This is a genomic window from Agrobacterium sp. (assembly GCF_059499945.1).
Genome location: NZ_JCABZP010000014.1, coordinates 1,145,516 through 1,169,098 on the forward strand (window position 1 = coordinate 1,145,516; position 23,583 = coordinate 1,169,098).

24 protein-coding genes and 1 tRNA gene are annotated in these 23,583 nt (G+C 57.2%); 17 read left to right on the forward strand and 8 right to left on the reverse strand.

All coding sequences use genetic code 11. The features are described from left to right. Positions 1 to 13: 13 nt before the first annotated feature. Entirely contained in the window at positions 14 to 328 is a 315-nt protein-coding gene (locus AC5I5B_RS17385) for an ArsR/SmtB family transcription factor (protein ID WP_003502347.1), read from the reverse strand. Positions 329 to 417: 89 nt separating this feature from the next. Here AC5I5B_RS17385 and AC5I5B_RS17390 point away from each other — a divergent pair, with 89 nt between their 5' ends. Next, positions 418 to 1,188: an SDR family NAD(P)-dependent oxidoreductase gene (locus tag AC5I5B_RS17390; RefSeq protein WP_162690818.1), complete on the forward strand. Its 771-nt coding sequence runs from the start codon at positions 418 to 420 to the stop codon at positions 1,186 to 1,188. Positions 1,189 to 1,208: 20 nt separating this feature from the next. Here AC5I5B_RS17390 and AC5I5B_RS17395 read toward each other — a convergent pair whose 3' ends face one another. Together AC5I5B_RS17395 and AC5I5B_RS17400 are read right to left on the reverse strand one after the other, a co-directional pair. Beyond that, the gene (locus AC5I5B_RS17395; protein ID WP_162695517.1) at positions 1,209 to 2,462 is read right to left on the reverse strand and encodes a cytochrome P450; all 1,254 of its coding nucleotides are present in this window, start codon (positions 2,460 to 2,462) and stop codon (positions 1,209 to 1,211) included. 72 nt (positions 2,463 to 2,534) lie between these two features. Continuing rightward, positions 2,535 to 3,782, reverse strand: coding sequence for a GGDEF domain-containing protein (locus tag AC5I5B_RS17400; RefSeq protein WP_087743807.1), 1,248 nt, complete (start codon positions 3,780 to 3,782; stop codon positions 2,535 to 2,537). 452 nt (positions 3,783 to 4,234) lie between these two features. On the opposite strand from AC5I5B_RS17400, the gene clpP reads away from it, so the two are divergent. The 5 genes from clpP (at position 4,235) to AC5I5B_RS17425 (ending at position 12,384) form a co-directional block, all read left to right on the forward strand. Further along, positions 4,235 to 4,867 (forward strand): ATP-dependent Clp endopeptidase proteolytic subunit ClpP, encoded by a 633-nt coding sequence (clpP, locus tag AC5I5B_RS17405; protein WP_003502355.1) that lies wholly within the window; start codon positions 4,235 to 4,237, stop codon positions 4,865 to 4,867. A gap of 293 nt (positions 4,868 to 5,160) precedes the next feature. Then, the gene (gene clpX, locus AC5I5B_RS17410) at positions 5,161 to 6,438 is read left to right on the forward strand and encodes an ATP-dependent Clp protease ATP-binding subunit ClpX (RefSeq protein WP_003496489.1); all 1,278 of its coding nucleotides are present in this window, start codon (positions 5,161 to 5,163) and stop codon (positions 6,436 to 6,438) included. A 414-nt stretch (positions 6,439 to 6,852) separates the two neighbouring features. Beyond that, on the forward strand, positions 6,853 to 9,270 hold the full coding sequence (gene lon, locus AC5I5B_RS17415; protein WP_111834306.1) for an endopeptidase La: 2,418 nt from the start codon (positions 6,853 to 6,855) through the stop codon (positions 9,268 to 9,270). A gap of 289 nt (positions 9,271 to 9,559) precedes the next feature. Then, entirely contained in the window at positions 9,560 to 9,835 is a 276-nt protein-coding gene (gene hupB / locus AC5I5B_RS17420; protein ID WP_003502360.1) for a DNA-binding protein HupB, read from the forward strand. A gap of 350 nt (positions 9,836 to 10,185) precedes the next feature. Continuing rightward, the gene (locus tag AC5I5B_RS17425; protein WP_495752756.1) at positions 10,186 to 12,384 is read left to right on the forward strand and encodes an esterase-like activity of phytase family protein; all 2,199 of its coding nucleotides are present in this window, start codon (positions 10,186 to 10,188) and stop codon (positions 12,382 to 12,384) included. Between the two features lie 207 nt (positions 12,385 to 12,591). Here AC5I5B_RS17425 and AC5I5B_RS17430 read toward each other — a convergent pair whose 3' ends face one another. Beyond that, the gene (locus tag AC5I5B_RS17430; protein WP_003502364.1) at positions 12,592 to 12,729 is read right to left on the reverse strand and encodes a hypothetical protein; all 138 of its coding nucleotides are present in this window, start codon (positions 12,727 to 12,729) and stop codon (positions 12,592 to 12,594) included. Between the two features lie 464 nt (positions 12,730 to 13,193). Between AC5I5B_RS17430 and AC5I5B_RS17435 the strand changes: the two genes are divergently transcribed. The 6 genes from AC5I5B_RS17435 to AC5I5B_RS17460 all read left to right on the forward strand — a co-directional run bounded on the left by AC5I5B_RS17435 (position 13,194) and on the right by AC5I5B_RS17460 (position 18,880). Then, on the forward strand, positions 13,194 to 14,003 hold the full coding sequence (locus tag AC5I5B_RS17435) for a helix-turn-helix domain-containing protein (protein ID WP_495752757.1): 810 nt from the start codon (positions 13,194 to 13,196) through the stop codon (positions 14,001 to 14,003). Positions 14,004 to 14,127: 124 nt separating this feature from the next. Next, positions 14,128 to 14,400: a hypothetical protein gene (locus tag AC5I5B_RS17440; RefSeq protein ID WP_495752758.1), complete on the forward strand. Its 273-nt coding sequence runs from the start codon at positions 14,128 to 14,130 to the stop codon at positions 14,398 to 14,400. Further along, positions 14,397 to 14,612 carry a hypothetical protein gene (locus AC5I5B_RS17445; protein WP_495752759.1) on the forward strand — a complete coding sequence of 72 codons (216 nt, stop codon included), beginning with the start codon at positions 14,397 to 14,399 and terminating at the stop codon, positions 14,610 to 14,612. Before AC5I5B_RS17440 ends, AC5I5B_RS17445 begins: the two co-directional genes overlap by 4 nt. Before the next feature lie 221 nt (positions 14,613 to 14,833). Next, on the forward strand, positions 14,834 to 16,087 hold the full coding sequence (locus AC5I5B_RS17450; RefSeq protein WP_495752760.1) for a phage major capsid protein: 1,254 nt from the start codon (positions 14,834 to 14,836) through the stop codon (positions 16,085 to 16,087). 157 nt (positions 16,088 to 16,244) lie between these two features. Continuing rightward, complete coding sequence (locus AC5I5B_RS17455) at positions 16,245 to 18,176, forward strand: tape measure protein (RefSeq protein ID WP_495752761.1); 1,932 nt, start codon at positions 16,245 to 16,247, stop codon at positions 18,174 to 18,176. Next, positions 18,173 to 18,880 (forward strand): hypothetical protein, encoded by a 708-nt coding sequence (locus AC5I5B_RS17460; RefSeq protein WP_495752762.1) that lies wholly within the window; start codon positions 18,173 to 18,175, stop codon positions 18,878 to 18,880. The genes AC5I5B_RS17455 and AC5I5B_RS17460 overlap by 4 nt, the downstream gene beginning before the upstream one ends. Here AC5I5B_RS17460 and AC5I5B_RS17465 read toward each other — a convergent pair. The 3 genes from AC5I5B_RS17465 to AC5I5B_RS17475 form a co-directional block, all read right to left on the reverse strand. Beyond that, positions 18,830 to 19,300 carry a hypothetical protein gene (locus AC5I5B_RS17465; protein ID WP_495752763.1) on the reverse strand — a complete coding sequence of 157 codons (471 nt, stop codon included), beginning with the start codon at positions 19,298 to 19,300 and terminating at the stop codon, positions 18,830 to 18,832. The two genes, AC5I5B_RS17460 and AC5I5B_RS17465, sit on opposite strands and share 51 nt — an antisense overlap. Before the next feature lie 70 nt (positions 19,301 to 19,370). Continuing rightward, positions 19,371 to 19,946 (reverse strand): HigA family addiction module antitoxin, encoded by a 576-nt coding sequence (locus AC5I5B_RS17470; protein WP_495752764.1) that lies wholly within the window; start codon positions 19,944 to 19,946, stop codon positions 19,371 to 19,373. A 203-nt stretch (positions 19,947 to 20,149) separates the two neighbouring features. Continuing rightward, positions 20,150 to 20,698, reverse strand: a complete 549-nt coding sequence (locus AC5I5B_RS17475) for an Arc family DNA-binding protein (protein ID WP_129566831.1) — start codon at positions 20,696 to 20,698, stop codon at positions 20,150 to 20,152. 306 nt (positions 20,699 to 21,004) lie between these two features. On the opposite strand from AC5I5B_RS17475, the gene AC5I5B_RS17480 reads away from it, so the two are divergent. Genes AC5I5B_RS17480 through AC5I5B_RS17495 form a run of 4 tightly spaced genes read left to right on the forward strand, consistent with a single transcriptional unit; the run spans position 21,005 to position 22,987 of the window. Further along, positions 21,005 to 21,307: a hypothetical protein gene (locus tag AC5I5B_RS17480; protein ID WP_495752765.1), complete on the forward strand. Its 303-nt coding sequence runs from the start codon at positions 21,005 to 21,007 to the stop codon at positions 21,305 to 21,307. Next, positions 21,304 to 21,591 carry a hypothetical protein gene (locus AC5I5B_RS17485; protein ID WP_495752766.1) on the forward strand — a complete coding sequence of 96 codons (288 nt, stop codon included), beginning with the start codon at positions 21,304 to 21,306 and terminating at the stop codon, positions 21,589 to 21,591. The genes AC5I5B_RS17480 and AC5I5B_RS17485 overlap by 4 nt, the downstream gene beginning before the upstream one ends. A 2-nt stretch (positions 21,592 to 21,593) precedes the next feature. Then, positions 21,594 to 21,848: a helix-turn-helix transcriptional regulator gene (locus AC5I5B_RS17490; RefSeq protein WP_495752767.1), complete on the forward strand. Its 255-nt coding sequence runs from the start codon at positions 21,594 to 21,596 to the stop codon at positions 21,846 to 21,848. Then, complete coding sequence (locus AC5I5B_RS17495) at positions 21,848 to 22,987, forward strand: tyrosine-type recombinase/integrase (RefSeq protein WP_495752768.1); 1,140 nt, start codon at positions 21,848 to 21,850, stop codon at positions 22,985 to 22,987. Before AC5I5B_RS17490 ends, AC5I5B_RS17495 begins: the two co-directional genes overlap by 1 nt. A gap of 20 nt (positions 22,988 to 23,007) precedes the next feature. Here the strand turns inward: AC5I5B_RS17495 and AC5I5B_RS17500 are convergent. Then, a tRNA-Val gene (locus AC5I5B_RS17500) sits at positions 23,008 to 23,083 on the reverse strand. Positions 23,084 to 23,100: 17 nt separating this feature from the next. On the opposite strand from AC5I5B_RS17500, the gene AC5I5B_RS17505 reads away from it, so the two are divergent. Then, complete coding sequence (locus AC5I5B_RS17505; RefSeq protein WP_162687144.1) at positions 23,101 to 23,430, forward strand: hypothetical protein; 330 nt, start codon at positions 23,101 to 23,103, stop codon at positions 23,428 to 23,430. The last annotated feature ends 153 nt before the right edge of the window (positions 23,431 to 23,583 follow it).

Below are 23,583 nucleotides of genomic sequence, written 5' to 3' on the forward strand. Positions count from 1 at the left end.
TGCGGTTTGGTGCTTACTGCTCATCGAATTTGAGAATCGATGGAAGGAGTCCGGGAAAGCGGGCTTCCATATCCTCAATGCGCACAACGCTGATATTTTCGACGCCCTGTTTATGGGTGCGGATCAATCCTGCCTCACGCAGGATTCGCATATGGCTGGACAGGGTGGAGCGCGGCATATCCTGACAGGGCGCTGCCGCACCGCAATTCTGCCCGGCCTCCGACCCCCATAATTTGCGGATGATGCCCATGCGCGCGGGCTCGCCAAGGGCGGACAGCACGGCGGTAAGCGATATGTCCTCGCGAGCGGGATGAAAAAACTGAACCATGGACCGCCTGTAGCATATGGATTGACAAGCTTCAATATTTCAATAAAACCGAAATACCGAATTATGGTAATTCGGAAATTACGATATTCATGGAGTTTGCAATGTCTGGACTATTCAGCGGACAGGTGGTCGTCGTCACGGGCGGATCGACAGGCATCGGCTTTTCAGTCGCCAGGTTGTTTCTGGAGGGCGGCGCCTCTGCGGTTTATGTGACGGGCCGCAATTCAGCCAATCTCGACGCCGCCGTCGCCAAGCTCGGGGAAGGGGCAATCGGCTTCGTTTCCGATGTTGCCAAGCTTTCGGATCTGGAACAGCTCAAGGCTCGCATTGAAGCCGACGGGCGAAAGGTGGATGTGCTGGTCGCCAATGCCGGCATCGCCGAGAACAACGATCTTGGTGCGACCCATGAGGCGCTCTACGACCGGATTTTCGACATCAACGTGAAGGGCGTGTTTTACACGGTGCAGACGTTGTTGCCGGTGCTGAAGGACGGCGGTTCGATCGTATTGACGGGGTCGATCGTCGGCAACAAGGGTATGGAAAAGCTGAGCGCTTACAATGCTTCGAAAGCGGCGGTTCGCTCATTCGCCCGCAGTTTTGCCAATGATCTGAAAGCGCGGGAAATCCGCGTCAATACGGTGAGCCCGGGCGTTACCCGCACGCCGATCATGGAAAATGGCCTGAAGATGGACGATGAGAAGATCGCCGGTTTCAAGGCCTATCTGAAGGATGCGGCACCGATCGGCCGTATGGCCGACCCCGACGAAATCGCCGAGGCGGTGTTGTTTCTGGCATCTTCCAAGGCCAGCTATATCACCGGCGTCGAGCTCTCGGTTGATGGCGGTCTGGCCCAGATTTAAGGCCGAATCCTCCCTCTGCCTTACCAGCTGAGATCGAGCCGCTCGAGGCCATGGAAATGATAGACATCCTTGACCTTGGGCGGCTCGGCAATCTTCAGGCCCGGCAGGCGTTTGAAAAGCAGGGGCAAGGCGAGATTAAGCTCCAGCCGTGCAAGCGGTGCGCCGATGCAGAAATGGATGCCGGCGCCGAAAGAGACGTTGGCGCCTTCGTTCCGGTCCGGCCGGAAGGTCAGCGGATCGGAAAATTTTGCCGGGTCGAGATTGGCGGCTGCCAGGATGAGGCTGACCTTGTCGCCGCGCTTGAATGCGACGCCGTCGATTTCGACCGGTTCCAGAACCCAGCGCTGGAAAATATGAACCGGGGCGCAGATGCGCAGGGTTTCTTCCACCGTGCGTTCCGTGGCGGCCTCGTCGTGGAACAGGGTCTCCGGAGAAATGCCGCTTTCCAGAATGATGCGCACGGAATTGCCGATCTGGTGCACGGTCGCCTCGTGCCCGGCATTCAGCAGCACGATGGTGGTGGAGATGAGCTCGTCGTCGGTCAGGTACTGGCCCTTGTGCTCCGTATGGATCATGTGGCTCAGCAGGTCATCCTTCGGCTCCGCCCGCCGCTCGGCGATCACGCTGCGCACATACTCTGAAAATTCATGCGCGGCCCTGTCGGCCAGAAGCTCGTCCTCGGGCGTGCGCTTGAACATGTACATGCCGACATAGGCATGCGACCATTTCAGAAGCTGCGGCCCCATCTCTTCGGGAATGCCGATCATGCGGGCGATCATCGTCACCGGGATGATATCGGCATAAGAGGAGAGCAGCTCGGTTTCGCCCTTGCTCTCGAAGGCATCGATCAGGCGGTTGGCGAGTTCCTCGATTTCCGGTTTCATCTTGTCGACATGCCGAGAGACGAAGGCGCGGTTGATGAGCGTGCGCAGCCGCGTGTGTTCCGGCGGCTCCAGCTCCAGAAGCGAATGCTGCTCGGCGGCGTCGAAATGCTTCACATGTTCCAGCGGTTGCGGCAGGCCGATTTCCTCGCGGCTAGCCACATGCAGGATCTGCCGTCCGAAGCGGCGGTCGCGCAGAAGTGCGCTGACATGGTCGTAACCGGTGAAGAACCATTGCCGCTGCTCCTCCCAGTAAAAGGTGGGACATTGCCCATGCAGGGCGGCATAAACCGGGTTCGGATCGTTGTAGAAGGCCGGGTCGCGGGCGTCGAGTGAAACGCGGCGGGTGGCGGGATCGATTTTGAGAAAGGGAAATGTCGCTGTCATGCCCATGGTTTATTCCGCGCGTGGCGCTTTGGGAAGGGAGGGGAACTCCCCTCCGTCTGTCACTGGATGGTTACATCGTCATCGACTGGCGATGGCGGATATCCGGTTCAGCGCCGCAACCTGGCGGTCGGCATTGTTGTCCATCGGGTTTTCGTCGCGGTCCGAGGCGGGCACGACGACATTGGCCGAATTGACGTGGATGACGGTCCGGTTGCGCCCGGCCTTCTTGGCAGCATAGAGCGCACGGTCGGCTTCCGTCATCATTGTGTTGAGGTCGGCATCCCTGATCATGGCTTCGGCGATGCCGACGCTGGTGGTCACCTCGATGCTTTCACCACGCGAACTGATCTTCGACAGGCGTAGATTGCCGCGGATGGCTTCTGCAAGCGTCGCTGTGCTGGAAGGGCTTTCGACTTCGGCGACCAGCGCGAATTCCTCGCCTCCCATTCTGACGAAAAGGCCGCGATCGCCGATCACACGCTGGGCGATATTGCAGAAATGCACGAGGACCGCATCCCCGGACTGATGGCCGTATCTGTCGTTGATCTTCTTGAAATGGTCGATGTCGAACAGCACCAACGCCACATAACGGCTGGAGGCCGGCGACCTTTTCTTGATGCGCTCGAACTCCTCCAGCAGACCGCGCCGGTTGAGAACGCCGGTCAGATGATCGGTCATGGCGAGCCGGTGAAGACGAATCTCCGTGTCTTCCATGATGATCTTGGCGCTGATCATGATGATCGCCGTGAAGCCGAGCATGCCGGAAATGGAGAGCGCCGATGTCATGGGAATGGCATTGGGGATTGCGGCATTGGCCGGGATGACGATGGATGCGACGATCGCTCCGGCAAAAGCCTGCAGGATCAGGATCGTGGCCAGAACCTTTCGGCTGCGAGATGCGCGCGCCCTGCTGGCCAGAAGCACGCCCGCGAGCATGAAATAGCCCGTGGCCGCGCTGGCATGATAAAGCAGGATGCGGGCGACCATGTCTTCGCGCACGGGCGGCACGAACATTCCGGCGATCCACAGCAGGGCCGGAATAGCAACCCAGCCGCCGAGTTTGCGCTGCTCGAAGCAGAGCAGGCCAGCCAGCCAGAAACCAAAGGCGGAAAGCGCCAACGTATTGCCGACCTGAATGGACAGAAAACTGGAAATATCGCCGCGAAACGCCACCATGACAGTGCCGATGCCTGTGGTGAGGAAACCTGCGGCGAAATAGAGATTATGCCGGCGGGAAGGGCGGTGCAGCCACAGCGTTCCCAAAAGCACGGCAAGGGTGAACGTTTCCGCCGCCCACAGTAGCGTGCTCGTCTTTGCATCCAGCATTGCAAAATCCTATCTGCGCCATCATGCGGTAAAAGCGGGCCATCTCGCACAAGGTGCGTTATGCCCGCTGGAATTGTTGAGCTGCCATTTCGCCCGGATGGGCCCATTCCCCAACGGGAACCGGAAATTCGCTGGCCAGTATCAGCAGCAAATACTAACGAGTTCTTGCCGGTGAGAAGTTATATCTGTGTATGGCGGACGATTTTTGCCCCCGCCGCGCGCCATAGTAAAAAAATGGTGGCGGTGAGGGAAAGAGGCCCGGCCGGCCCCGCCCGGTTCGAAACCCTTGCCAAGTCGGCCCTCGACGGCCTGCAAACGCTGTTGAGCCGTTAAGGATATGCGGCTTCGTGTCTTGAAGTACGGGGCAGGGACACTCTATGTAGGGAGTATGAAGGTTAGAAGTGATTCCGGAGCGGTTTTCCGCGAAGGGCAGAGTTTGACAAAGGACGGACATGAAAAATCCAGTTGATACCGCCATGGCTCTGGTGCCGATGGTCGTAGAGCAGACCAATCGCGGCGAACGCTCCTACGACATATTTTCCCGTCTTCTCAAGGAACGCATCATTTTCCTTACCGGCCCGGTGGAAGACCAGATGGCGTCGCTCGTCTGCGCGCAGCTTCTTTTCCTCGAGGCTGAAAACCCGAAGAAGGAAATCGCGCTCTACATCAATTCGCCGGGTGGCGTCGTGACCGCCGGCATGGCGATCTACGATACGATGCAGTTCATCCGCCCTGCGGTTTCCACGCTCTGCGTCGGTCAGGCCGCGTCCATGGGCTCGCTGCTTCTGGCTGCCGGTGAAAAGGGAATGCGTTTCGCCACCCCGAACGCCCGCATCATGGTTCACCAGCCGTCCGGCGGTTTCCAGGGCCAGGCATCGGATATCGAGCGCCACGCCCGTGACATCATCAAGATGAAGCGTCGCCTGAATGAAGTCTACGTGAAGCATACTGGCCGCACGCTCGAAGAGGTTGAAAAAACCCTTGATCGCGACCATTTCATGGATGCAGACGAGGCGAAGGAATGGGGCGTGATCGACAAGATCCTGACCTCGCGCCAGGAAATCGAAGGCGCCGCCGCGAATTGAGGCGCGCCGCTTTTTGACGTTTGTTTGAACCCGCAAAAGTAATTTCGGGGCTTTCAACCGCAACAGAAAGCGATATTAGTATATATAAAGGCTATGTTGAATTTTTATGACGTGGCCTTTGGTTTGATGGGGAATTCGTTGCAGCCGGTTGTCAGCTCATGTATCTGATACCGGTTAGTACCCCGGGAAACGAGGCGGATACGGCGATGCACCCCAAGGGCTGCCGTATCGGCGGGCGGTAAGTTGACCGCGATCCGTTTGGCGGACCTGCGGCGTGCTGGAAGGAAAGAGATATGAGCAAAGTCAGCGGCAGCAACGGCGGCGACTCTAAGAATACACTCTATTGTTCATTCTGCGGCAAGAGCCAGCACGAAGTCCGGAAACTCATTGCCGGACCGACGGTATTCATCTGCGATGAATGCGTCGAATTGTGCATGGACATCATCCGCGAGGAGAACAAGACGTCGATGGTGAAGTCGCGCGAGGGTGTTCCCACCCCGCAGGACATCATCAAGATCCTCGACGAATATGTCATCGGCCAGAAGCAGGCGAAGAAAATCCTGTCGGTGGCCGTTCACAACCACTACAAGCGCCTCGCGCACGCCTCCAAGAACGGCGATGTCGAGCTTGCGAAGTCGAACATCATGCTCGTCGGTCCGACGGGTTGCGGCAAGACCTATCTTGCCCAGACGCTCGCCCGCATCATCGACGTTCCCTTCACCATGGCGGACGCAACGACGCTGACCGAAGCCGGTTATGTCGGCGAGGACGTGGAAAACATCATCCTGAAGCTGTTGCAGTCTGCGGATTACAATGTCGAACGCGCCCAGCGCGGCATCGTCTATATCGACGAAGTCGACAAGATTTCCCGCAAGTCGGACAACCCGTCCATCACGCGCGACGTGTCGGGCGAGGGCGTTCAGCAGGCGCTTCTGAAGATCATGGAAGGCACGGTCGCTTCCGTTCCGCCGCAGGGCGGCCGCAAGCATCCGCAGCAGGAATTCCTGCAGGTGGATACGACCAACATCCTGTTCATCTGCGGCGGCGCGTTTGCCGGCCTCGACAAGATCATCTCGGCCCGTGGTGAAAAGACCTCGATCGGCTTTGGTGCGACCGTCAAGGCGGAAGACGATCGCCGCGTTGGCGAGGTTCTGCGCGAACTGGAGCCCGAAGACCTGGTGAAGTTCGGTCTCATCCCGGAATTCATCGGCCGTCTGCCGGTTCTGGCGACGCTGGAGGACCTCGACGAGGATGCGCTGATCCAGATCCTGTCCGAGCCGAAGAACGCGCTGGTCAAGCAGTATCAGCGCCTGTTCGAGATGGAAGATGTGGAACTGACCTTCCACGAGGACGCTCTGCGCGAAATCGCCCGCAAGGCGATCACCCGCAAGACCGGCGCCCGCGGCCTGCGCTCGATCATGGAGAAGATCCTGCTGGATACCATGTTCGAACTGCCGACGCTGGAAGGCGTACGCGAAGTGGTCATTTCCAACGACGTCGTCAGCGGCGTCGCCCGTCCGCTCTACATCTATGCGGATCGTCAGGAAGAAAAGACCAACGTTTCGGCCTGATCGACCGATCCGGTACTTTGATGAAATCAAAAGGCCCGCATCCCGTGCGGGCCTTTTCTGTTGTGGCCGGGCGTGAAACTTGCGCCTAACTTGGCGAAGCCCGATTTTGCGTTTGGAGCGGATTGCGCTTTGCTGATAAAGTCTTACAACTGATTTGCAGCGCGATATGACGGAAATGTGAATTCCCGTCGGCGACCCGGTTCCTGACCTTCAAGGATAACCGGAAATGTCGGGAGTACTAGCCGGCGCTGGGTTTTGTTGAATTTCACGGTCTTGCCGCTCAGCGGGATCGTCTGTTCCGGCGACTTGAAATCGGTGTTTCGAAACTCCATTTTCAGTCTCGAGAAATGAATGTGCCGGATGCCCCAAGCTGTCCGGCAAAGTGTCCCGAAAGGGACCATGAAAGGAAATGATATGACGAACATCACGTCTGCGGCATCTGGTGGTACCTATCCGGTACTTCCCCTGCGCGACATTGTCGTTTTCCCGCATATGATCGTTCCCCTGTTCGTCGGGCGGGAAAAATCCATTCGTGCGCTCGAGGAAGTCATGGGTTCGGACAAGCAGATCATGCTTGTCACCCAGATCAACGCCAGCGATGACGATCCGGCTCCCGAAGCCATCCACAAGGTCGGCACGGTCGCAAATGTCCTGCAGCTTCTGAAGCTTCCCGACGGCACCGTGAAGGTGCTGGTGGAAGGCAAGGGCCGCGCCCAGATCGACAGCTACACCGGCCGTGAAGACTTCTATGAAGCCACCGCGACGCCGTTGCAGGAGCCTGCCGAAGATCCGGTCGAGATCGAGGCGCTGTCGCGTTCGGTCGTTTCGGAATTCGAAAGCTATGTGAAGCTCAACAAGAAGATTTCGCCCGAGGTTGTCGGCGCTGCCGGCCAGATCGACGATTATTCGAAGCTCGCTGATACGGTCGCTTCGCACCTGTCGATCAAGATTACCGAAAAGCAGGAAATGCTGGAAACCGTCAGCGTGAAGCAGCGGCTTGAAAAGGCGCTTGGCTTCATGGAAGGCGAGATTTCCGTGCTGCAGGTCGAAAAGCGTATCCGCTCGCGTGTCAAGCGCCAGATGGAGAAGACCCAGCGCGAATATTACCTGAACGAGCAGATGAAGGCGATCCAGAAGGAACTCGGCGACGGCGAGGACGGCCGTGACGAGATGGCCGAACTGGAAGAGCGCATCGCCAAGACCAAGCTTTCCAAGGAGGCCAAGGAAAAGGCCGAAGCGGAAATGAAGAAGCTTCGCCAGATGAGCCCGATGTCCGCGGAAGCGACCGTCGTGCGCAACTATCTGGATTGGCTGCTCGGTCTGCCCTGGGGCAAGAAGTCGAAGGTCAAGGTTGACCTCAACGCGGCCGAGAAAATCCTCGATCAGGATCATTTCGGTCTCGACAAGGTCAAGGAACGCATCGTCGAATATCTGGCCGTGCAGGCGCGCGCCTCGAAGATTCGCGGCCCCATCCTGTGCCTCGTCGGCCCTCCCGGCGTCGGCAAGACCTCGCTCGCCAAGTCGATCGCCAAGGCGACCGGCCGCGAATATGTGCGCATGGCGCTGGGCGGCGTGCGTGACGAGGCGGAAATCCGCGGTCACCGCCGTACCTATATCGGCTCCATGCCTGGCAAGATCGTGCAGTCAATGAAGAAGGCCAAGAAGTCCAATCCGCTCTTCCTGCTCGACGAGATCGACAAGATGGGCATGGATTTCCGTGGCGATCCGTCTTCCGCACTGCTGGAGGTTCTCGATCCGGAACAGAACTCCACCTTCATGGACCACTATCTTGAAGTGGAATACGACCTGTCCGACGTGATGTTCGTGACCACGGCCAACACGCTGAACATTCCGGGTCCCCTGATGGACCGTATGGAAGTGATCCGCATCGCCGGCTACACCGAAGACGAAAAGCGCGAAATCGCCAAGCGTCACCTGTTGCCGAAGGCGATCAAGGAACATGCCCTGCGTCCGGAAGAGTTCTCGGTCAGCGATGACGCTCTGATGATCGTGATCCAGCAGTACACCCGCGAGGCGGGCGTGCGCAGCTTCGAGCGCGAGTTGATGAAGCTTGCGCGAAAGGCCGTGACCGAGATCATCAAGGGCAAGGTCAAGTCCGTGGAAGTCACAGCAGCCAACGTTCCGGATTATCTGGGCGTTCCGCGGTTCCGCCACGGCGAAGCCGAGCGTGAGGATCAGGTTGGTGTTGTCACCGGTCTGGCATGGACGGAAGTCGGCGGTGAGTTGCTCACCATCGAAGGCGTGATGATGCCGGGCAAGGGCCGCATGACGGTCACCGGCAACCTCAAGGAAGTGATGAAGGAATCCATTTCGGCAGCGGCATCCTATGTCCGCTCGCGCGCCGTGGACTTCGGCATCGAACCGCCGCGTTTCGACAAGAGCGACATCCACGTTCACGTTCCGGAAGGGGCAACCCCGAAGGACGGACCGTCCGCCGGTGTTGCCATGGCAACCGCCATCGTCTCCATCATGACCGGCATTCCGGTCTCCAAGGATGTTGCGATGACGGGCGAGATCACGCTTCGTGGTCGCGTGCTGCCGATCGGCGGCCTGAAGGAAAAGCTGCTCGCAGCCCTTCGCGGCGGCATCAAGAAGGTACTGATCCCGGAAGAGAACGCCAAGGATCTGGCGGAGATTCCGGACAATGTGAAGAACGAGATGGAAATCATCCCGGTTTCGCGCATGGGCGAGGTCATCAGGCACGCCCTTCTGCGCCAGCCGGAGCCCATCGAGTGGGACGGCAGCATCGAGACGCCTGTTATCGCTACGGTCGAAGGCGTCGACGACGGCAGCCAGACCATCGCACATTGATACGTGCTTCGTCGCGAGGGGCGGGAATCGCCTTTCGCGACGGGTGCTGCATAGATTCAATATGTTAGGTGTCGGAAGGCGCATTCTGCGCTCAGCTCCGGGCAAGTGATGCGAATTTGGCACGAATATGTGGAAGGCCGGCAGAAATGTCGGCCTTTTTTGTGAAAAAAATCGCAGACCCCTTGTTTTTCAGGCGATTCCAGCGCTTTTGGGTTGCTGCGCGCGGATGCAAACGTATTCTGCGCCGGCTTAATTTGAGTCGTTTCAAACCATTGAAAGGGGTGGAAACATGAACAAGAACGAGCTCGTCTCTGCTGTTGCCGAAAAGGCTGGTCTCACGAAGGCAGATGCTGCTTCCGCTGTTGATGCCGTATTCGAAACCGTACAGAGCGAACTGAAGAACGGTGGCGACATTCGCCTCGCTGGCTTCGGCAGCTTCTCCGTTAGCCGCCGTGAAGCCTCCAAGGGCCGTAACCCTTCTACGGGTGCTGAAGTCGATATCCCGGCTCGCAACGTACCGAAGTTTTCCGCAGGCAAGGGCCTGAAGGACGCCGTCAACTCGTAAGGTTTCCGGAAAGCCGCAACGCCCGGCGGCGGGCGGGCGGCTTTTCAGGTTCACGAGGAAACATGTTTTGACGCGCTGACGCCATCATGCCGGCCCAAAACCGGGCGGTTTTTCGAAATGCTTTTCGGACAGCCTGGTTCTCAATCCGGCAGGATGTAAACGAAAGTAGGGAGCGCGCCTGTGCAGCCTCCATCCGGTCACACGGTGCTCCGATACGCGGAATGTGCGCAGAAACAAGAAAGCCCGGTCTCCATGGCCGGGCTTTTTGATTCCCGACAGGAAATGTCATGCCACTGTCATGTCTTTGACGCAGAAGCCATGGGGTATTTCTGGACCCAAGGGGGATTAAAATGGCGTTCCGATTTTCTCAAATGGCCTTGACCGCTGCTCTGCTCACGTCCGTGGCCTTGCCGGCCGCTGCCGAGCCGGTTTTCAACCGCATCGCGTCTTTCCCGGTGGCGAAAAACCTTCCCGCGGACAAGGACGCCAAGTCCGTCACCTCGGCTGAAATCATCACCGCCAGTGAAGACGGCAAGACGCTGATCTATTCGGACAGCCCGCTCGGCGGCATCGGTTTCATCGACATCACCGACGCGAAGGCCCCCAAGGCCGGCGGCGCATTGCTGCTGGAAGGCGAGCCGACCTCTGTTGCCGTTGCTGGCCTTAAGGTTCTCGCCGGCGTCAATACGTCGGAAAACCGCGCCAACCCGTCCGGCAAGCTGGTGACAGTCGATATTGCCACGAAGAAGATCGAGGCAAGCTGTGATCTCGGCGGCCAGCCCGATTCCGTCGCCGTTTCCCCTGATAAAACCTTTGCCGCCATCGCGATCGAAAACGAGCGTGATGAAGATGTGAACGAAGGCGCACTGCCGCAGATGCCCGCCGGCTATTTGGTAACGGTCGGCCTGAAGGACGGCGTGGCCGACTGCGCGACGCTGAAGAAGATTGACGTTACCGGTCTCGCCGAAATTTCCCCTGAGGATCCGGAGCCGGAATTCGTCTCGATCAACGCCAATGGCGAGATCGCTCTGACGCTGCAGGAAAACAACCATATCGTCATCATCGATGGCAAGACCGGCACGGTGAAGACGCATTTCTCCGTCGGCAAGGTTGATCTGGAAGGCGTCGACACGAAGACCGACGGTCAGCTGAAATTCACCGACAAGCAGGAAGGCCGCAAGCGCGAGCCGGACGCTGTAAAGTGGCTGGACAATGACCGTATCGTCATCGCCAATGAAGGCGACTGGCAGGGCGGTTCGCGCGGCTTCACCATTTTCGACAAGACCGGCAAGCTTCTCTATGAAGCCGGTGCTTCGCTCGAGCGCGCGGTTGCCGCCATCGGCCACTATCCGGAAAAGCGCTCCAAGGCCAAGGGCATTGAGCCCGAAGGTCTGGAAGCGGCGACCTTCGATGGCCAGAAGTATTTCTTCGTGCTTGCCGAGCGCGCTTCGGTGGTCGCCGTCTACAAGGATACCGGTGCGGAGCCGCAGCTGACGCAGCTCCTGCCTTCGGGCGTCTCGCCGGAAGGCGCCGTCGCCATTCCGTCGCGCAATCTCCTTGCTACGGCCAATGAGGTCGATCTGATCGAAGACGGCGGTGTCCGCTCGCATGTCATGCTTTATGAGCGCGCCGAAGGCCAGCCTGCCTATCCGCAGCTCGTTTCCGCCACCGTCGACGGCGCGCCGATCGGCTGGGGCGCTCTTTCCGGCCTGGTCGGCGATGCTGAGAAGCCCGGCATTCTCTATGCCGTCTCCGACTCGGTCTATGGCAACCAGCCGTCGATCTTCACCATCGACGCCACGAAGAAGCCTGCCACCATCACCAGCGTGCTGCGCGTCAAGCGTGACGGCATTGCTGTTCAGAAGCTCGACATCGAAGGCATCACGCTTGATGGCAAGGGCGGTTTCTGGCTGGCCTCTGAAGGCGACAGCGCCAAGCTTGTTCCGCACGCGCTCTATAACGTCAACGCCAAGGGCGAAATCAAGGCCGAGATCGCTCTGCCGAAGGAACTCCTTTCCGGCGATACCCGCTTCGGTTTCGAAGGCGTGACCATGATCGGCAAGGGCGACGACGCCACGCTGTGGATGGCTGTGCAACGCGAGTGGGGCACGGATGAGAAGGGCTTCGTCAAGCTCGTCTCCTACAATCCGAAGTCCAAGGAGTGGGGCACCGTGCGTTATCCGCTCGACAAGACCGAGGCAGGCTGGATTGGCCTTTCCGAAATCACCGCGCAGGGCGACTATGTCTATATCGTCGAGCGCGACAACCAGATCGGCGACAAGGCCAAGATCAAGAAGCTCTACCGCGTTGCGATCGCGGATCTGAAGCCGGGCAAGATCGGCGGCGAACTGCCGCTGGTGGCCAAGCAGGAAGCCCATGACTTCCTGCCCGACCTCAAGGCCCAGACCAACGGCTACGTCGTTGACAAGCTGGAAGGCTTCACCTTCGACAAGGCTGGAACGGCCTATGCCGTGACCGACAATGACGGCGTGGACGATTCTTCCGGCGAGACGCTGTTCTTCACCGTCAACATGAAGGCGATCAACTGATCGAGCCGAAAGGCGCTGTAAATGAGAAAAGCCGGGCTATGCCCGGCTTTTTTGTGCGGCGAGGGCCCCCCGGGCCGGGTTCCCCGATTTTGCGCGATTCCTGGCGATGGCTAGCTATTGAAATCAGCATTGCCGCTTGGATATCGGATTGTGGAGGATTTCGTCCGGAGACCGTCCGGGAAAATACTGCGGGTCGACCGTAACGGATCACCGCCCCATGGAATTTTTGCTTTTGGGAGTATCTTGTTTTTCTGAGTCCTGCTGGACCCAGCGGAAAAAAATATAAACAGGCAGCGCAATAAGCGCGAGTGTTACAAACGCGTCGATCGACATGGTTTCATCCATCAGTTCAACCGTTCATCATGAAACGGTGCGCAAACAATGCCCGAAATCTCTTTAAAAAGTCTGAATCCGCTTATTTTTCGGTATGTTACACGGTGGCACAGGGATTCGGTGAAGCTGTCGGAATCCGAAACGGACGTATCGATTTGGAATAGATGAGGGCTGGAAAACGATTCCGGTGGTTCCGGGCTCGGATTGATACGCCCAGCGACGAGATGCGGGGCAGGGCCGGCTGATTCCAGATGCGGAAAATGCAGGACAAAAGACCGCGCCAGCTGAAGAACATTCAGCTCATAACATGTGAATTTGAGAAATTTGGAAAATGGTGGGCGATGAGAACCCACCAGTACGCAGCAATCCCAAACACATAGCCGGACTTGAGACAAATACAAATGTTGAGCAAATTCAACGTTTCGTAATTTTGAGTGTCTCGCGTTTTCAGGCGCCGTTCATGGGGTTGTCGAGCCATGAACGACAAGCCTGAGCTTCCCTCCCAAAAAGACTTCGCCGTCGCGTACAAAGCGATTGCTCTGGCACGTGGGTTGTCGGGCGATGCTAAGACTGTGGGCGCGGTTATCCTCTCGCACTTCAATGCGAGGACAGGCCAGTGCGACCCCGGAACTGACCGCCTGATGGCTCGGGCTGGTGTCAGCAAACGAACGGTCGTGAATGCCACCAATGAGCTTCACGCACGCGGTTTGATTGTGAAGATACACCACGGTGGGAATGGTTTCCGTTCTCGATACCAGCCGAACTGGGTCGGCTTCCGGCAGCTTGTTGCTGACTTTGAAAGCGGCGAGAATGACGACGAGGTAGTGCAAGAACGTGCATCTACTCGGTGCAATAACGTGCACTTAGACAGTGCAAATCCGTGCACCCTAACTCATATAAGAAACTCACCTAAGAAACTCACTGATAGCGACGGTGCTATCGGATACGTCCGTTCCAAGCGTTCGGAAGACAAGCCGGCGTCAGTGGATGCCGAGAGGGTGAATGGGCTTGTGAGGGGCAGCTTGCGGCGGCCTCGCAATCCCTATCGATTGCCATCATCGGTTGCAGCAGCCACAGCGGCGGCGTCTGATCGCCTTGCCGCGCAAATCGATAGTTTGAGCGAAACCATGCGGACGATGCTGGCCGCAGCCGTTGATGAGGCGATGCGGCAGGCGGCGGTTATCGAGGAACAGAAGCGGCAAGGCGCTGGCCTGCCGTACCTGATCGACCGTGTTCAATCCAATTCATGGCGGTCCCGCAATGGCTCGGTGGCTCACGATGCATGATTTGCGCCGCATTCGAGGGCCGCCGCGACGGGGAGGGGCGGGTCAAAAGTCAGACGCCCTCCCGACCGCACACCGGCGTCATCCCTTACTTTGTTCAAAGTCGAAATTGGAGAGAAAAAGCCACATGAAAATCACCAACAACACATGCGATCATCCAGCATTGCCGGCAGCTCGCCGCGACGCCTGCGATGAAATTATCACCGGCGCTGCTCGGATCATCGTCCATGAAGTCGGCATCACGGTCCCGCAAATGGTGGATCGCATGCTGACTTTCGCGGCCGCGCAGAGTTGCGCTACAGATGGCCGTGCGGCCGCGTCTGCTGCGTTCCGTGCAATCGCGGAGCAAATCGACAACGGCATCTTCGCCGCCGTCGAGCCGAAAGGCCCGGTTCAATGAAACGCAAGCTCGGCCAAAAAGTGAGTGGCGGGTTCGAATTGCCAAGCTTCAACGGCAAAATTCCTCCTGTCATCCGGGTTGTCGATGACGCTCTTGCCGTCGCGGGATGGTCGAGGGGTGCGCGCCGCAAGATGCTGAACGCTCTCAAATGCGGTGGCGCTGATCAATCGATTGTGGATTTGTTGGAGGATGAGACTTGCGCAAATCAGTGACGTGGCGTATTTCGGAATCACGGTATGCGGAACGCTGCCTAGAAATCGGTTCCCCCGGTTTCGTCTGGCCCCTTGGTTATGCTCAGCGCTAGCCGAACCAGTCGCAATTCAAATCGCACCTTGAGTGCGTGATGACCCGTTTTAATCGACGGCGGCGGACTGGTATGTGCGGCTACGAAACTCCCCGACCAATATGCGCCGCCTCAACATGAGGCAAAATCATGAAAAATATTACCCGTTCTATGCCTGTTGCGCCTATCGCAGCCTTGCTGGCTACCTCGGCTCCCGAAGCGCTTTCCTCTCAGGTTCGCAATGAAGCGGATTTCGCAGACATTCTGACTAAAGTGAAATCGGCGGTGACGGATATGAATTCCAGTCTATCGGCGCGTTACGACCGGCTTGAGGAGCGGATCGAGCAGGTTTCCACGCGTCAGAGCGATGTAGAGCAATCCGTCGCCGGTCGCCAACGGCGCGGCGGCGGCGGTGGCGCTGCCTCGATGTCCTGGGGTGAAACTGTTGTTCACAGCAGCGGTTACAAGGATTTCGTGTCCAGTAGCTGCAAAGGCTCTCAGCGTATTCCGGTTGAAAATGCGCTTACGTCAGTCGGAGCATCTGGCGGGGCGCTTGTTCGTCCGGATCGCAGCGCTGAAGGTGTTATGCTTCCGCGTCGTCGTTTGACGATCCGCGCACTGCTGGGTGCGGGTTCCACCGGATCGAACCTTGTCGAATACTTCAAGGAAAAGACGTTCGTGAACAACGCCGGCATGGTGGCTGAAACGACAGAGAAGCCGGAATCGGAAATCACCTACGAGCTGGCTAGTGCGCCGGTACGCACTATTGCGCACTGGGTTCCCGCTTCTCGCCAGTTGATGGACGATGCGCCCCAGCTTCAGACACTCGTTGACAGCTCGTTGCGTTACGGCCTCGCGCTGAAGGAAGAACAGCAGTTCCTGTTTGGCGACGGTCAGGGCCAAAACCTGCACGGCATGATGCCTCAGGCAACGGCGTTCGACACTGCCCGCGTTGATATCAACGCCACGGCGGGGGGTGATCCTACAAAATACACCCGGCTTGATGTTCTCAGGGACGCTGCAGGGCAGGCGGCAGAGGCTGACCTCCCGTCATCTGGTATCATCCTCAACACGCGTGATTTCTGGAACCTTCTGGGCATCAAAGACGGCGATGGAAATTACATTCTTCCCGTTGATACGTCCGATATCTGGGGCCTCCCGGTGGTTTACACCAACGCTATGCCAGTCGGTGAGTTTCTTGTTGGTGCTTTCGAAACCGCAACGCAGATTTTCGACCGGATGCAGCCCGAAGTTCTCGTTTCCTCTGAGGATCGAGACAACTTCATCAAAAACATGCTGACCATTCGTGGTGAGAGCCGTCTTGCCTTCGCTGTGAAACGAGCGGCCGCCCTCATCAAGGGCGATTTCAATACCATTCTCACAGCCATCCGAAACGCCGGATAATCGTTCCCCTTTTGGCTGGCCGAGGGTTTTCCATCGCCCTCGGCCGGCTGGGACAAGGCGTGAGTGTCCCGGTACGCGAATGCCGAAAAACCGCGTCCTCCGCCGATCCGATGCGCATCGGGTCGGCGGCCTCTTTCCTTCCATTCACAGGTGTCAAATGGCGACGGATGTTGAAAAGCTATTGGTGCAACTCTCGGCCGACATAAAGGGCTATGAGAATGCCATGAAACGAGCGGTTGGCATGACCAACCGGAATATGCGGCAAATCGAGACGCGTTTTGCCAAAATGAACAAGAGTCTGTCTACAGGCGCGTCGGAAGCTGCGGCGGGCTTCATGAAGGCGTTTGCGCTCATTGGCGGCGCTCAGGGGTTCCGAACCCTTTCCGACAGTGCGACACGGATCGATAATGCGCTGAAGGTGGCGGGCCTCTCCGGGCAAGAGCTGGATTCGGTCTATCAAAAGCTTCTCGTCAGTGCGCAGAAGAACGCCGCGCCATTGGAGACGCTCGTTGAATTGTACGGCCGCGCCTCGCTGGTGCAAAAAGAGCTGGGTGTTTCGAGTGACGAGCTGATTTCCTTCACCGACAATATTGCTGTTGCGCTTCGGGCGTCCGGAAAGTCGTCTCAGGAGGCGAGCGGCGCTTTGCTTCAGCTGTCGCAGGCGCTCGGGTCGGGAACCGTGCGAGCCGAAGAATTCAACTCAATTCAGGAAGGCGCGCCGACGATCCTGCAAGCTGCGGCGGCCGGCATCAAGCAGGCCGGCGGTTCGGTTGCCGAGCTTCGCAAAATTATGCTGGCTGGTGGATTGTCGTCGAAGGCGCTTTTCGATGGTATCGGCGCTGGCGCTCCGGTGATTGAGCAAAAGGTATCGAGCGCGGTTCTCACCATTGACCAGCGGTTTGAAAATCTGAAAACGTCGCTCACGGACGCGGCGCGGCGGTTCAATACATCCTCGCAGGCGGCAAACACTTTCGGTTCCTCAATCGACAATGTGGCTTCGTTCATCAACAGCGTGAATATGGATGGCCTCGCCTCAGACATCGGCGCCATCATCAAATTGTTGAATGAGGGCGCTACGGCCGCGCAGAATTTCGGTGAATGGGTCGGCCGGATAAGCGGGCTTGAGAATATCGGTTCGGGGCTGGTGAACGCGCTCGGGGAAAACGGCAAAATTTCGCTTCTTGGCGGCGCGCTCAACATCGAGTCGACAGTCAAGAACAATGACAAGCTCAACAGGCTGGCTGAACAGCGGCTTTCCATCGAAAAGGAAATTGCCGAGACTCGCAACAATCCGATGGATGTTCTCGGGCCGGCGCGCATTCGCCAGTTGGAAGGTCAGCTCCGGGCGCTTAACGACAAGGCGGCATTGATCGAACCGACGATTGTTGGCGGCGAGCTGGACTATAACCGCTTCAAGCCGCCGACAAAACAAAGCGTCAACGGTAATAAATTCACGCCGATTGATTTGAATGATGCGCAGTACAAGGTTGCCGATGACAAAGACGGCAAGGGGAGTAAAGCCCGCCTGAATGAGTACCAGCGCGAAGTAGAGCAAATGCAGAAGCGCACGGACGCCCTGAATGCCGAAACGCAGGCTTACGCGTCTCTCAATCCTCTGGTGAACGATTATGGCTATTCGGTAGAGTATGCTCGGTCGAAACAAGAGCTTCTGACGGCGGCGAAAGAGGCCGGCGTGAAGGTCACGCCGCAATTGACCGCCTCGATTGAGAAACTGGCGGCCGGATATGCTGACGCCGTTGTTCAATCCGAAAAACTCTCTGAAAAACAGAACGAAATCAGGGAGCGGGCGGAAGAGGCGATGGCGACCGCGAAAGACGTTACGCGCGGCGTTATCGACGGCCTTATTGAGGGGGCCAGTGCCGCCGACATCCTTGTGAACAGCCTCAAGAAGATTGGCGATGCCCTAATCGATGACGTTCTCAACAGCATGTTCAAGGTCAACAGCGCCGGGGGCGGCGGGATTTTCGGAAACCTTTTCGGCGGGTTGTTCGGCGGCGGCAAAGGTTTCGCTGACGGTGGCCCAGTCGGCTTCATCACATCAACCCACAAAGCGGAGATATACGCATGAGTGCGATACTGGCAGTAATTCAGAAAGACCGCGTGCACGTCATGGCGGATGGCGCGTTCTATGACCCGGAAACCGGCGTTCTAACTGGCGCTGATTGCAAGGTGCGGGCGATACCTGGGGTGAATGCGGTCTATTCCAGCCGAGGAATCGAGGCCGCGTTTCCGCTGTTCGAGCAGCTTTGCCGCGAATTCGGTTTCGCAACTTTCGATGATGTTGTTTCGGCGCTTCCGGGTGTGCTGGAAGCGCATGACGCGCTTTTGGCTGAGATAGGGGCGGCTGGTTCGGAAATCGTAGTGGCGGGCTGGTCAGAGAGCCGCAATCGACCGGAAGTTTATGCCCGACAGTCTCACCGCGACGACGCCGGCTTGCCGCGTGGCGTCTGCTACAAGTGGGATGCCGGCATGATCGCTTTCGGCGTCGAGCTGGAAGGGTTGCCAGATCCTGCGGATTTCGTTCCCGAAGATGCGATTGCGGCATTCCAGCGAGGCCGGGAGGCTGTTTGTGATCTGCATTGCGGGGAGCGCGAAACCCCGAATATGGGATATTCCATCGGCGGTGGGATTTTTCATATTGAGATCGGTCCCGATGGTCATCATGCCGGCAGCATATTGCACTATTGGCCGGATGTGATTGGGGACGTCATCGACCCCTTCTCACAGAGAAGCCTTGGTGCCGACGAACCAAAGTATGCTTCCGGTGCCTAGGACGAAGCAGATAGCGGATGCAAAAAACGCATATGCTCTTACGTAATTCAGACGATAGGTGGTTTTGAGCGACAAAAGCGTTTTTCGCCTTTCGACCATATCCGCCCATCCTTTGTCCCAATCAAAGCCCTCCTTTGCGAGGGCTTCTTTTTCAGGCAGAGCTTCGAGTAGGAAATCGCGGACGGCTTGGCTTTTTTCTCGCTCTTTTACGTCGCCGTTATAGATCATGATCACAGATTTGGAGATGAATGCGAAAATCAGCCCGGCGAAGTATGCCCATAGTGGAAACGTGGGAATCGCGAATTTGATATCGGAGATCATGCCGGCGACGGCGGCTAAGGTTGCCGTTAGTGCTGTGCCGTTCGCGCCGAACAGAATTGCTGTATCGTCTTCGACGTAGAAGTACTTCACGCTCGCCATGGGAACCCCGTTGATTTATCCGCACTGGGGAAAATCCCCAGTTGATTTCGGTGGGGAATTTCCCCACTGTCTATTCTTCAGAAATTTGTGGTGCAGCTTCATCTTCGGTCGGCTTGCGAACGGATTTTATAAACCGTTCTTCCATGGCTCCGTATTTGGCGTAATTAGCTCGCCCTTGCGTGAGGGAAGTCTCTCCGTTTGCTCCGCCGCTTATTTGGTCCGCGTAGGGGTCATCCTGCCCATCGTCCTCCCAAAAGCAGACGGGGCATATTTCGTAGCCGCCTCGCTCTTGAAGGGTTAGGCATTTGCAGCACGGGCATCGGTAGCTGGCGTTCTCGCAGTGTGGTTCATTGATTGTTGGATATTCCCCCAAATCAACCGCTTCGTGGTCGGCCGCGTTCAGTTTTCCCCACACGTTATGTTCGACTTGCATTCGTAGCCAGATGCCCGGGCCGTCCCCGAAGTACGCGCCAATTTTTTCGGCAACATCCGCGGTTATCGGCGCTTCTTCTTTCATGATGCTTTCAAGCTGGGGCAGGGGAACGCCGGTAGCATCCGCCAGTTCTGCAAGCGTCATGCCTGTATCTGGCAAGATATCCGCCAGAAGCGCGCCGGGATGGGATGGTTGGCGGCGAATGTCTCTCATCTCATCTCACTGTTGCGACGTATGACGGAGGGCACCATTCAACTTTAGCAATGTCTTCGGTGGAAACAACTGGTACTGAAGTAGGCTGTTAGCCCACCAGATACAGCCAACTGCTCCGTTTGGACGAATGTCGGATACCGTCATGGAAAAGTTGAAATCGTGCTGAAGTGCAACGATATCACCAACCTCGAACACATCGTCGGTCATTTTTCGCTTTTACCGGAGGCGAGGGGCGAATTGCTAATGTGTTCGATGAGGGCTTTTTGTCGTTGGGAAGTTGGGGCCTTCGATTCCATGATTTCTGCCCGCTCCTCCAAAAGAAGTTTCTCTTGTGGCGACAGTGTATCTAAAAGCCGCCGCGCCTGCTCCAGATCAAAATTTGCCTGTTGAAGCGCCATGCTGCTATCTAACAGGTGTTCCGCTAAGCGTTGGTTGATCTCATTTTGCGGCTTTAAAGAAAACCACAGCCGTTCTTCGATTTCTTCACGGACGGATATTCCTTTTGCCTCTGCAGCATTCGCCAGCTCCGCGTTGAGCGTCTCGCTCATCTGAAGTCCGTCATCGTGTGTCACTTCGCCAAAGAACGAGTATCCGTTCATCCCAGCGAACCCGAGTTTAAAGCTGTACTCCAACCGAAACAGTATTTCAGCGTTCATTGAACGCCCGTTTGCGGTGGCGGCCTTTTCGACCGCATCCTTAATTTCGGGAGTCAGGCGTAATTTAAACTGTGGATCGGTTTGCTTGGGTGCCATTTTTTATCAATGAACCAGAAAGGTCCTTGACGCAATTGGACCTAATAGGTACCCATTAATGAACCAATTAGGTCCGTTAAGGGATTCGCACTGTGGCCCGTGAAAAAGTCCAATTGAAGATCAATCTTCCGGCAGATGTTAAGGGTTGGCTTGAAGCGCAGGCCCGCCAAAATTTGCGTTCTCAGACTTCCGAGATAATTCTTGCGATTCGCGAGAAGATAGACCGAGAAACCGAAAAAGCCGACGCTCTGGCCTAGGAACCAGCGTCGGCTTTTTCATAACCCTGTGAAAGGTCAACTTATGCGAATGAAACTTACAATACAACGCGACGGTTGTGCAAGCTCCATCGCGCACGAAAAAATGCTGGAAAGCGTGGAACTGCGGGCGGCTTACGATAGCGCCCTTGTGGGATCGTCCCTGATACAGGCCGCCACAATTCTGGCGGATGTTGTGACGGACATTGACGACGCCGCCCGGCGCAACGTGGCCACCAGTGGTCTGTATTGCATTCTTGACATTGCCCATAAGCAGCAAGCCGAAGCCATTGCTTTACTGAATACTATCGTTGACATCGTGGAATCGGCGGCCGCGAAAGGCGGTGTAGCATGACGCGCTCTCACGCCGAATTTTATGAGTTGATCAAAGAATACAAGACGGCTTCTGCGTTCTACCAAGATAACTTCGAGCACGCCGTATCGGATGAGGCATCGGGCATTCTGGTTTTGCGTGAAGTGGTGGGCCGGATTTTATTGGATCCGTGCGCGACACCGGAAGAAATGGTTCGCAAGGTCGGCTTCATTCTCTCGGAAAACTTCCTCGTGGAATGGTTGGGCGAAGAGTCGGATATGGTTCGCATGCTGCTTTCGTCATTCATGTGCTTGAAGGATGCATAATTATGGGTGCGGCGAGCCTTCGCGAACTCTCCATACCGCGTTTTGCCCTTCGGCGGGATGAGGCTGCGGCCTCACTCGCTATCTCGCCCTCGACCTTCGATAACTGGGTCGGGGAGGGGAGAATGCCGAAGGGCCGCAAGATTGGCGGCGTCACGCTTTGGGATGCCGAGAGCATCCGGAGCGCCTGGCTAAGCCTTGCCGAGATCGAGGACCAGCAGCCGGATAGCGATAACCCGTATGAGGGTATTGTTATCTGATGCAAACCCGACTTCGCTATTGCCTGAACGATCCTGACCGAAAGGGGAGGGATCGGTTCTACGTGCGCCTTGATGGCAAGAAAAAGCGCATTCGTGAGACGTTCACGGATGCAAATGGTGAAATTACAAAAAACTTCATGGATGCCTACTGGGCAGCTCTGGCTGAGCTGCGCGGCGAAGCTGCCGTAAAATCAGTTGAGCCGCCGCGTGAGGAAACTTGGGACTGGCTTTGCGACCAGTATTACCGGTCCGCGAAATTCAAGTCCTATGAGCCGGACACCCAGCGCGACAAGCGAAGCGTTTTGGATCGTTTCTGCGAGGCGGCGGGCAAGCTGCCATATAAGAAGTATAAGCGGGCCGATATGGAGGCCAGTCAGCGCAAGCGGACGCCCGGAGCCGGCGATAAGCTGGTGAAGGTGATTCGAGCGCTGTTCACTTGGGCCATGGAGCAAAACCCGCCGCTGGCGACGTTCAACCCTGCCGCACGGGTTGCAAAGGTCAATCGCAGCACTGAAGGCTTTCACACGTGGACGCCGGACGAGATTGACCGGTTCCGCGCCTTTTGGCCGTTGGGATCGATACCGCGCCTTGCGATGGAGGTTATGATCAACACGGGCGCTCGGCGTTCCGACGCGCACCGGATCGGGCCAAGCAACGAATATCGCGGCCGCGACGGAAATCGCTGGATACGCTTCACCGCCCACAAGGGCCGCAACCTGTACCCAACAGTGATTGATGCGCAGCTTACTCCCGAGCTGATCGAGGCGCTTGAGAAAACGCCTCACGGCAAAGACATATATATAATGTCAGAGCTGAACCGGCCGTACACGAAGGAAAGCTTCAGCAACGCCTTCAAGCGCTGGTGTGTGAAAGCAGGGCTGTTGGAATGTTCCTCGCACGGTCTGCGCAAAGCGGCGGCCGTGATTTATGCGGAGAGCCAAGCGACCGCGCCGGAGCTTATGGCGCTGTTCGGCTGGAGCAACATGAAAACAGCGCAAATCTACATCGCGCAGGCCGATAAACGGCGCATGGCAGCCAACGCGCAAGAGCGCCTAGCGGCCCACAGGAAAACTCAAAGTGTCTCAAAATCAGCGACGAAAAAGCGCCATGAGACAAAAGGGGCAGAAAGTGAAATGTAATCAAGGGGGAATTTGTGGAATGGTGGGCGATGAGAGACTCGAACTCCCGACATCCTCGGTGTAAACGAGGCGCTCTACCAACTGAGCTAATCGCCCTTCGCGTCCTGCGGATCATGTCCGCCGCGTCGGTGGCCGTGATGTATTCGGATCGGAAAAAAACCGCAAGGGCTTTTGTGAAGTTTTTTTGTTTTTTTTCGGAGCGGCTTTTCCCTCCGTCGAAGGGGAGGGGCAAAAAGCCGGGAACTGCGGGCTTTTTGGTGAAATCAGAAACCAATGACGCCTTGATGGCCCTGGGGAAATGCCGTCGGGGAAGCCGCTCGCTGTGGACAAGTTTTTTGTTTTCGTTGGGAAAAGCCCGCAAAACAGGGCGTTTGCTGGAACGCCGATCAAAGGCCCCAGGGTTTTTCCCGATCAAAATCAAAAAGCTTATTCTTTTGTCGTGAAACCTGCTTGACACCCCCGCACGAACGCCGTAGTTAGCCGCTCAACGAACAGCCGAGGCTGGTTCGTACGGCGGGACAAGGTCCTGTCCGTCAGGATAAGCGGGTGTAGCTCAGTTGGTTAGAGTGCCGGCCTGTCACGCCGGAGGTCGCGGG

Bases quoted from the DNA above. Each gene is read 5' to 3' on its own strand.
- clpP (WP_003502355.1), top strand. From the start codon at position 4,235: ATGAAAAATCCAGTTGATACCGCCATGGCTCTGGTGCCGATGGTCGTA.
- AC5I5B_RS17425 (WP_495752756.1), top strand. From the start codon at position 10,186: ATGGCGTTCCGATTTTCTCAAATGGCCTTGACCGCTGCTCTGCTCACG.
- AC5I5B_RS17450 (WP_495752760.1), top strand. From the start codon at position 14,834: ATGAAAAATATTACCCGTTCTATGCCTGTTGCGCCTATCGCAGCCTTG.
- AC5I5B_RS17495 (WP_495752768.1), top strand. From the start codon at position 21,848: ATGCAAACCCGACTTCGCTATTGCCTGAACGATCCTGACCGAAAGGGG.
- AC5I5B_RS17430 (WP_003502364.1), bottom strand. From the start codon at position 12,729: ATGGATGAAACCATGTCGATCGACGCGTTTGTAACACTCGCGCTTATT.
- AC5I5B_RS17435 (WP_495752757.1), top strand. From the start codon at position 13,194: ATGAACGACAAGCCTGAGCTTCCCTCCCAAAAAGACTTCGCCGTCGCG.
- AC5I5B_RS17460 (WP_495752762.1), top strand. From the start codon at position 18,173: ATGAGTGCGATACTGGCAGTAATTCAGAAAGACCGCGTGCACGTCATG.
- AC5I5B_RS17485 (WP_495752766.1), top strand. From the start codon at position 21,304: ATGACGCGCTCTCACGCCGAATTTTATGAGTTGATCAAAGAATACAAG.
- AC5I5B_RS17395 (WP_162695517.1), bottom strand. From the start codon at position 2,462: ATGGGCATGACAGCGACATTTCCCTTTCTCAAAATCGATCCCGCCACC.
- AC5I5B_RS17465 (WP_495752763.1), bottom strand. From the start codon at position 19,300: ATGGCGAGCGTGAAGTACTTCTACGTCGAAGACGATACAGCAATTCTG.
- AC5I5B_RS17505 (WP_162687144.1), top strand. From the start codon at position 23,101: ATGTCCGCCGCGTCGGTGGCCGTGATGTATTCGGATCGGAAAAAAACC.
- AC5I5B_RS17385 (WP_003502347.1), bottom strand. From the start codon at position 328: ATGGTTCAGTTTTTTCATCCCGCTCGCGAGGACATATCGCTTACCGCC.
- AC5I5B_RS17475 (WP_129566831.1), bottom strand. From the start codon at position 20,698: ATGGCACCCAAGCAAACCGATCCACAGTTTAAATTACGCCTGACTCCC.
- clpX (WP_003496489.1), top strand. From the start codon at position 5,161: ATGAGCAAAGTCAGCGGCAGCAACGGCGGCGACTCTAAGAATACACTC.
- AC5I5B_RS17480 (WP_495752765.1), top strand. From the start codon at position 21,005: ATGAAACTTACAATACAACGCGACGGTTGTGCAAGCTCCATCGCGCAC.
- AC5I5B_RS17440 (WP_495752758.1), top strand. From the start codon at position 14,128: ATGAAAATCACCAACAACACATGCGATCATCCAGCATTGCCGGCAGCT.
- AC5I5B_RS17470 (WP_495752764.1), bottom strand. From the start codon at position 19,946: ATGAGAGACATTCGCCGCCAACCATCCCATCCCGGCGCGCTTCTGGCG.
- AC5I5B_RS17445 (WP_495752759.1), top strand. From the start codon at position 14,397: ATGAAACGCAAGCTCGGCCAAAAAGTGAGTGGCGGGTTCGAATTGCCA.
- AC5I5B_RS17400 (WP_087743807.1), bottom strand. From the start codon at position 3,782: ATGCTGGATGCAAAGACGAGCACGCTACTGTGGGCGGCGGAAACGTTC.
- AC5I5B_RS17490 (WP_495752767.1), top strand. From the start codon at position 21,594: ATGGGTGCGGCGAGCCTTCGCGAACTCTCCATACCGCGTTTTGCCCTT.
- hupB (WP_003502360.1), top strand. From the start codon at position 9,560: ATGAACAAGAACGAGCTCGTCTCTGCTGTTGCCGAAAAGGCTGGTCTC.
- lon (WP_111834306.1), top strand. From the start codon at position 6,853: ATGACGAACATCACGTCTGCGGCATCTGGTGGTACCTATCCGGTACTT.
- AC5I5B_RS17390 (WP_162690818.1), top strand. From the start codon at position 418: ATGGAGTTTGCAATGTCTGGACTATTCAGCGGACAGGTGGTCGTCGTC.
- AC5I5B_RS17455 (WP_495752761.1), top strand. From the start codon at position 16,245: ATGGCGACGGATGTTGAAAAGCTATTGGTGCAACTCTCGGCCGACATA.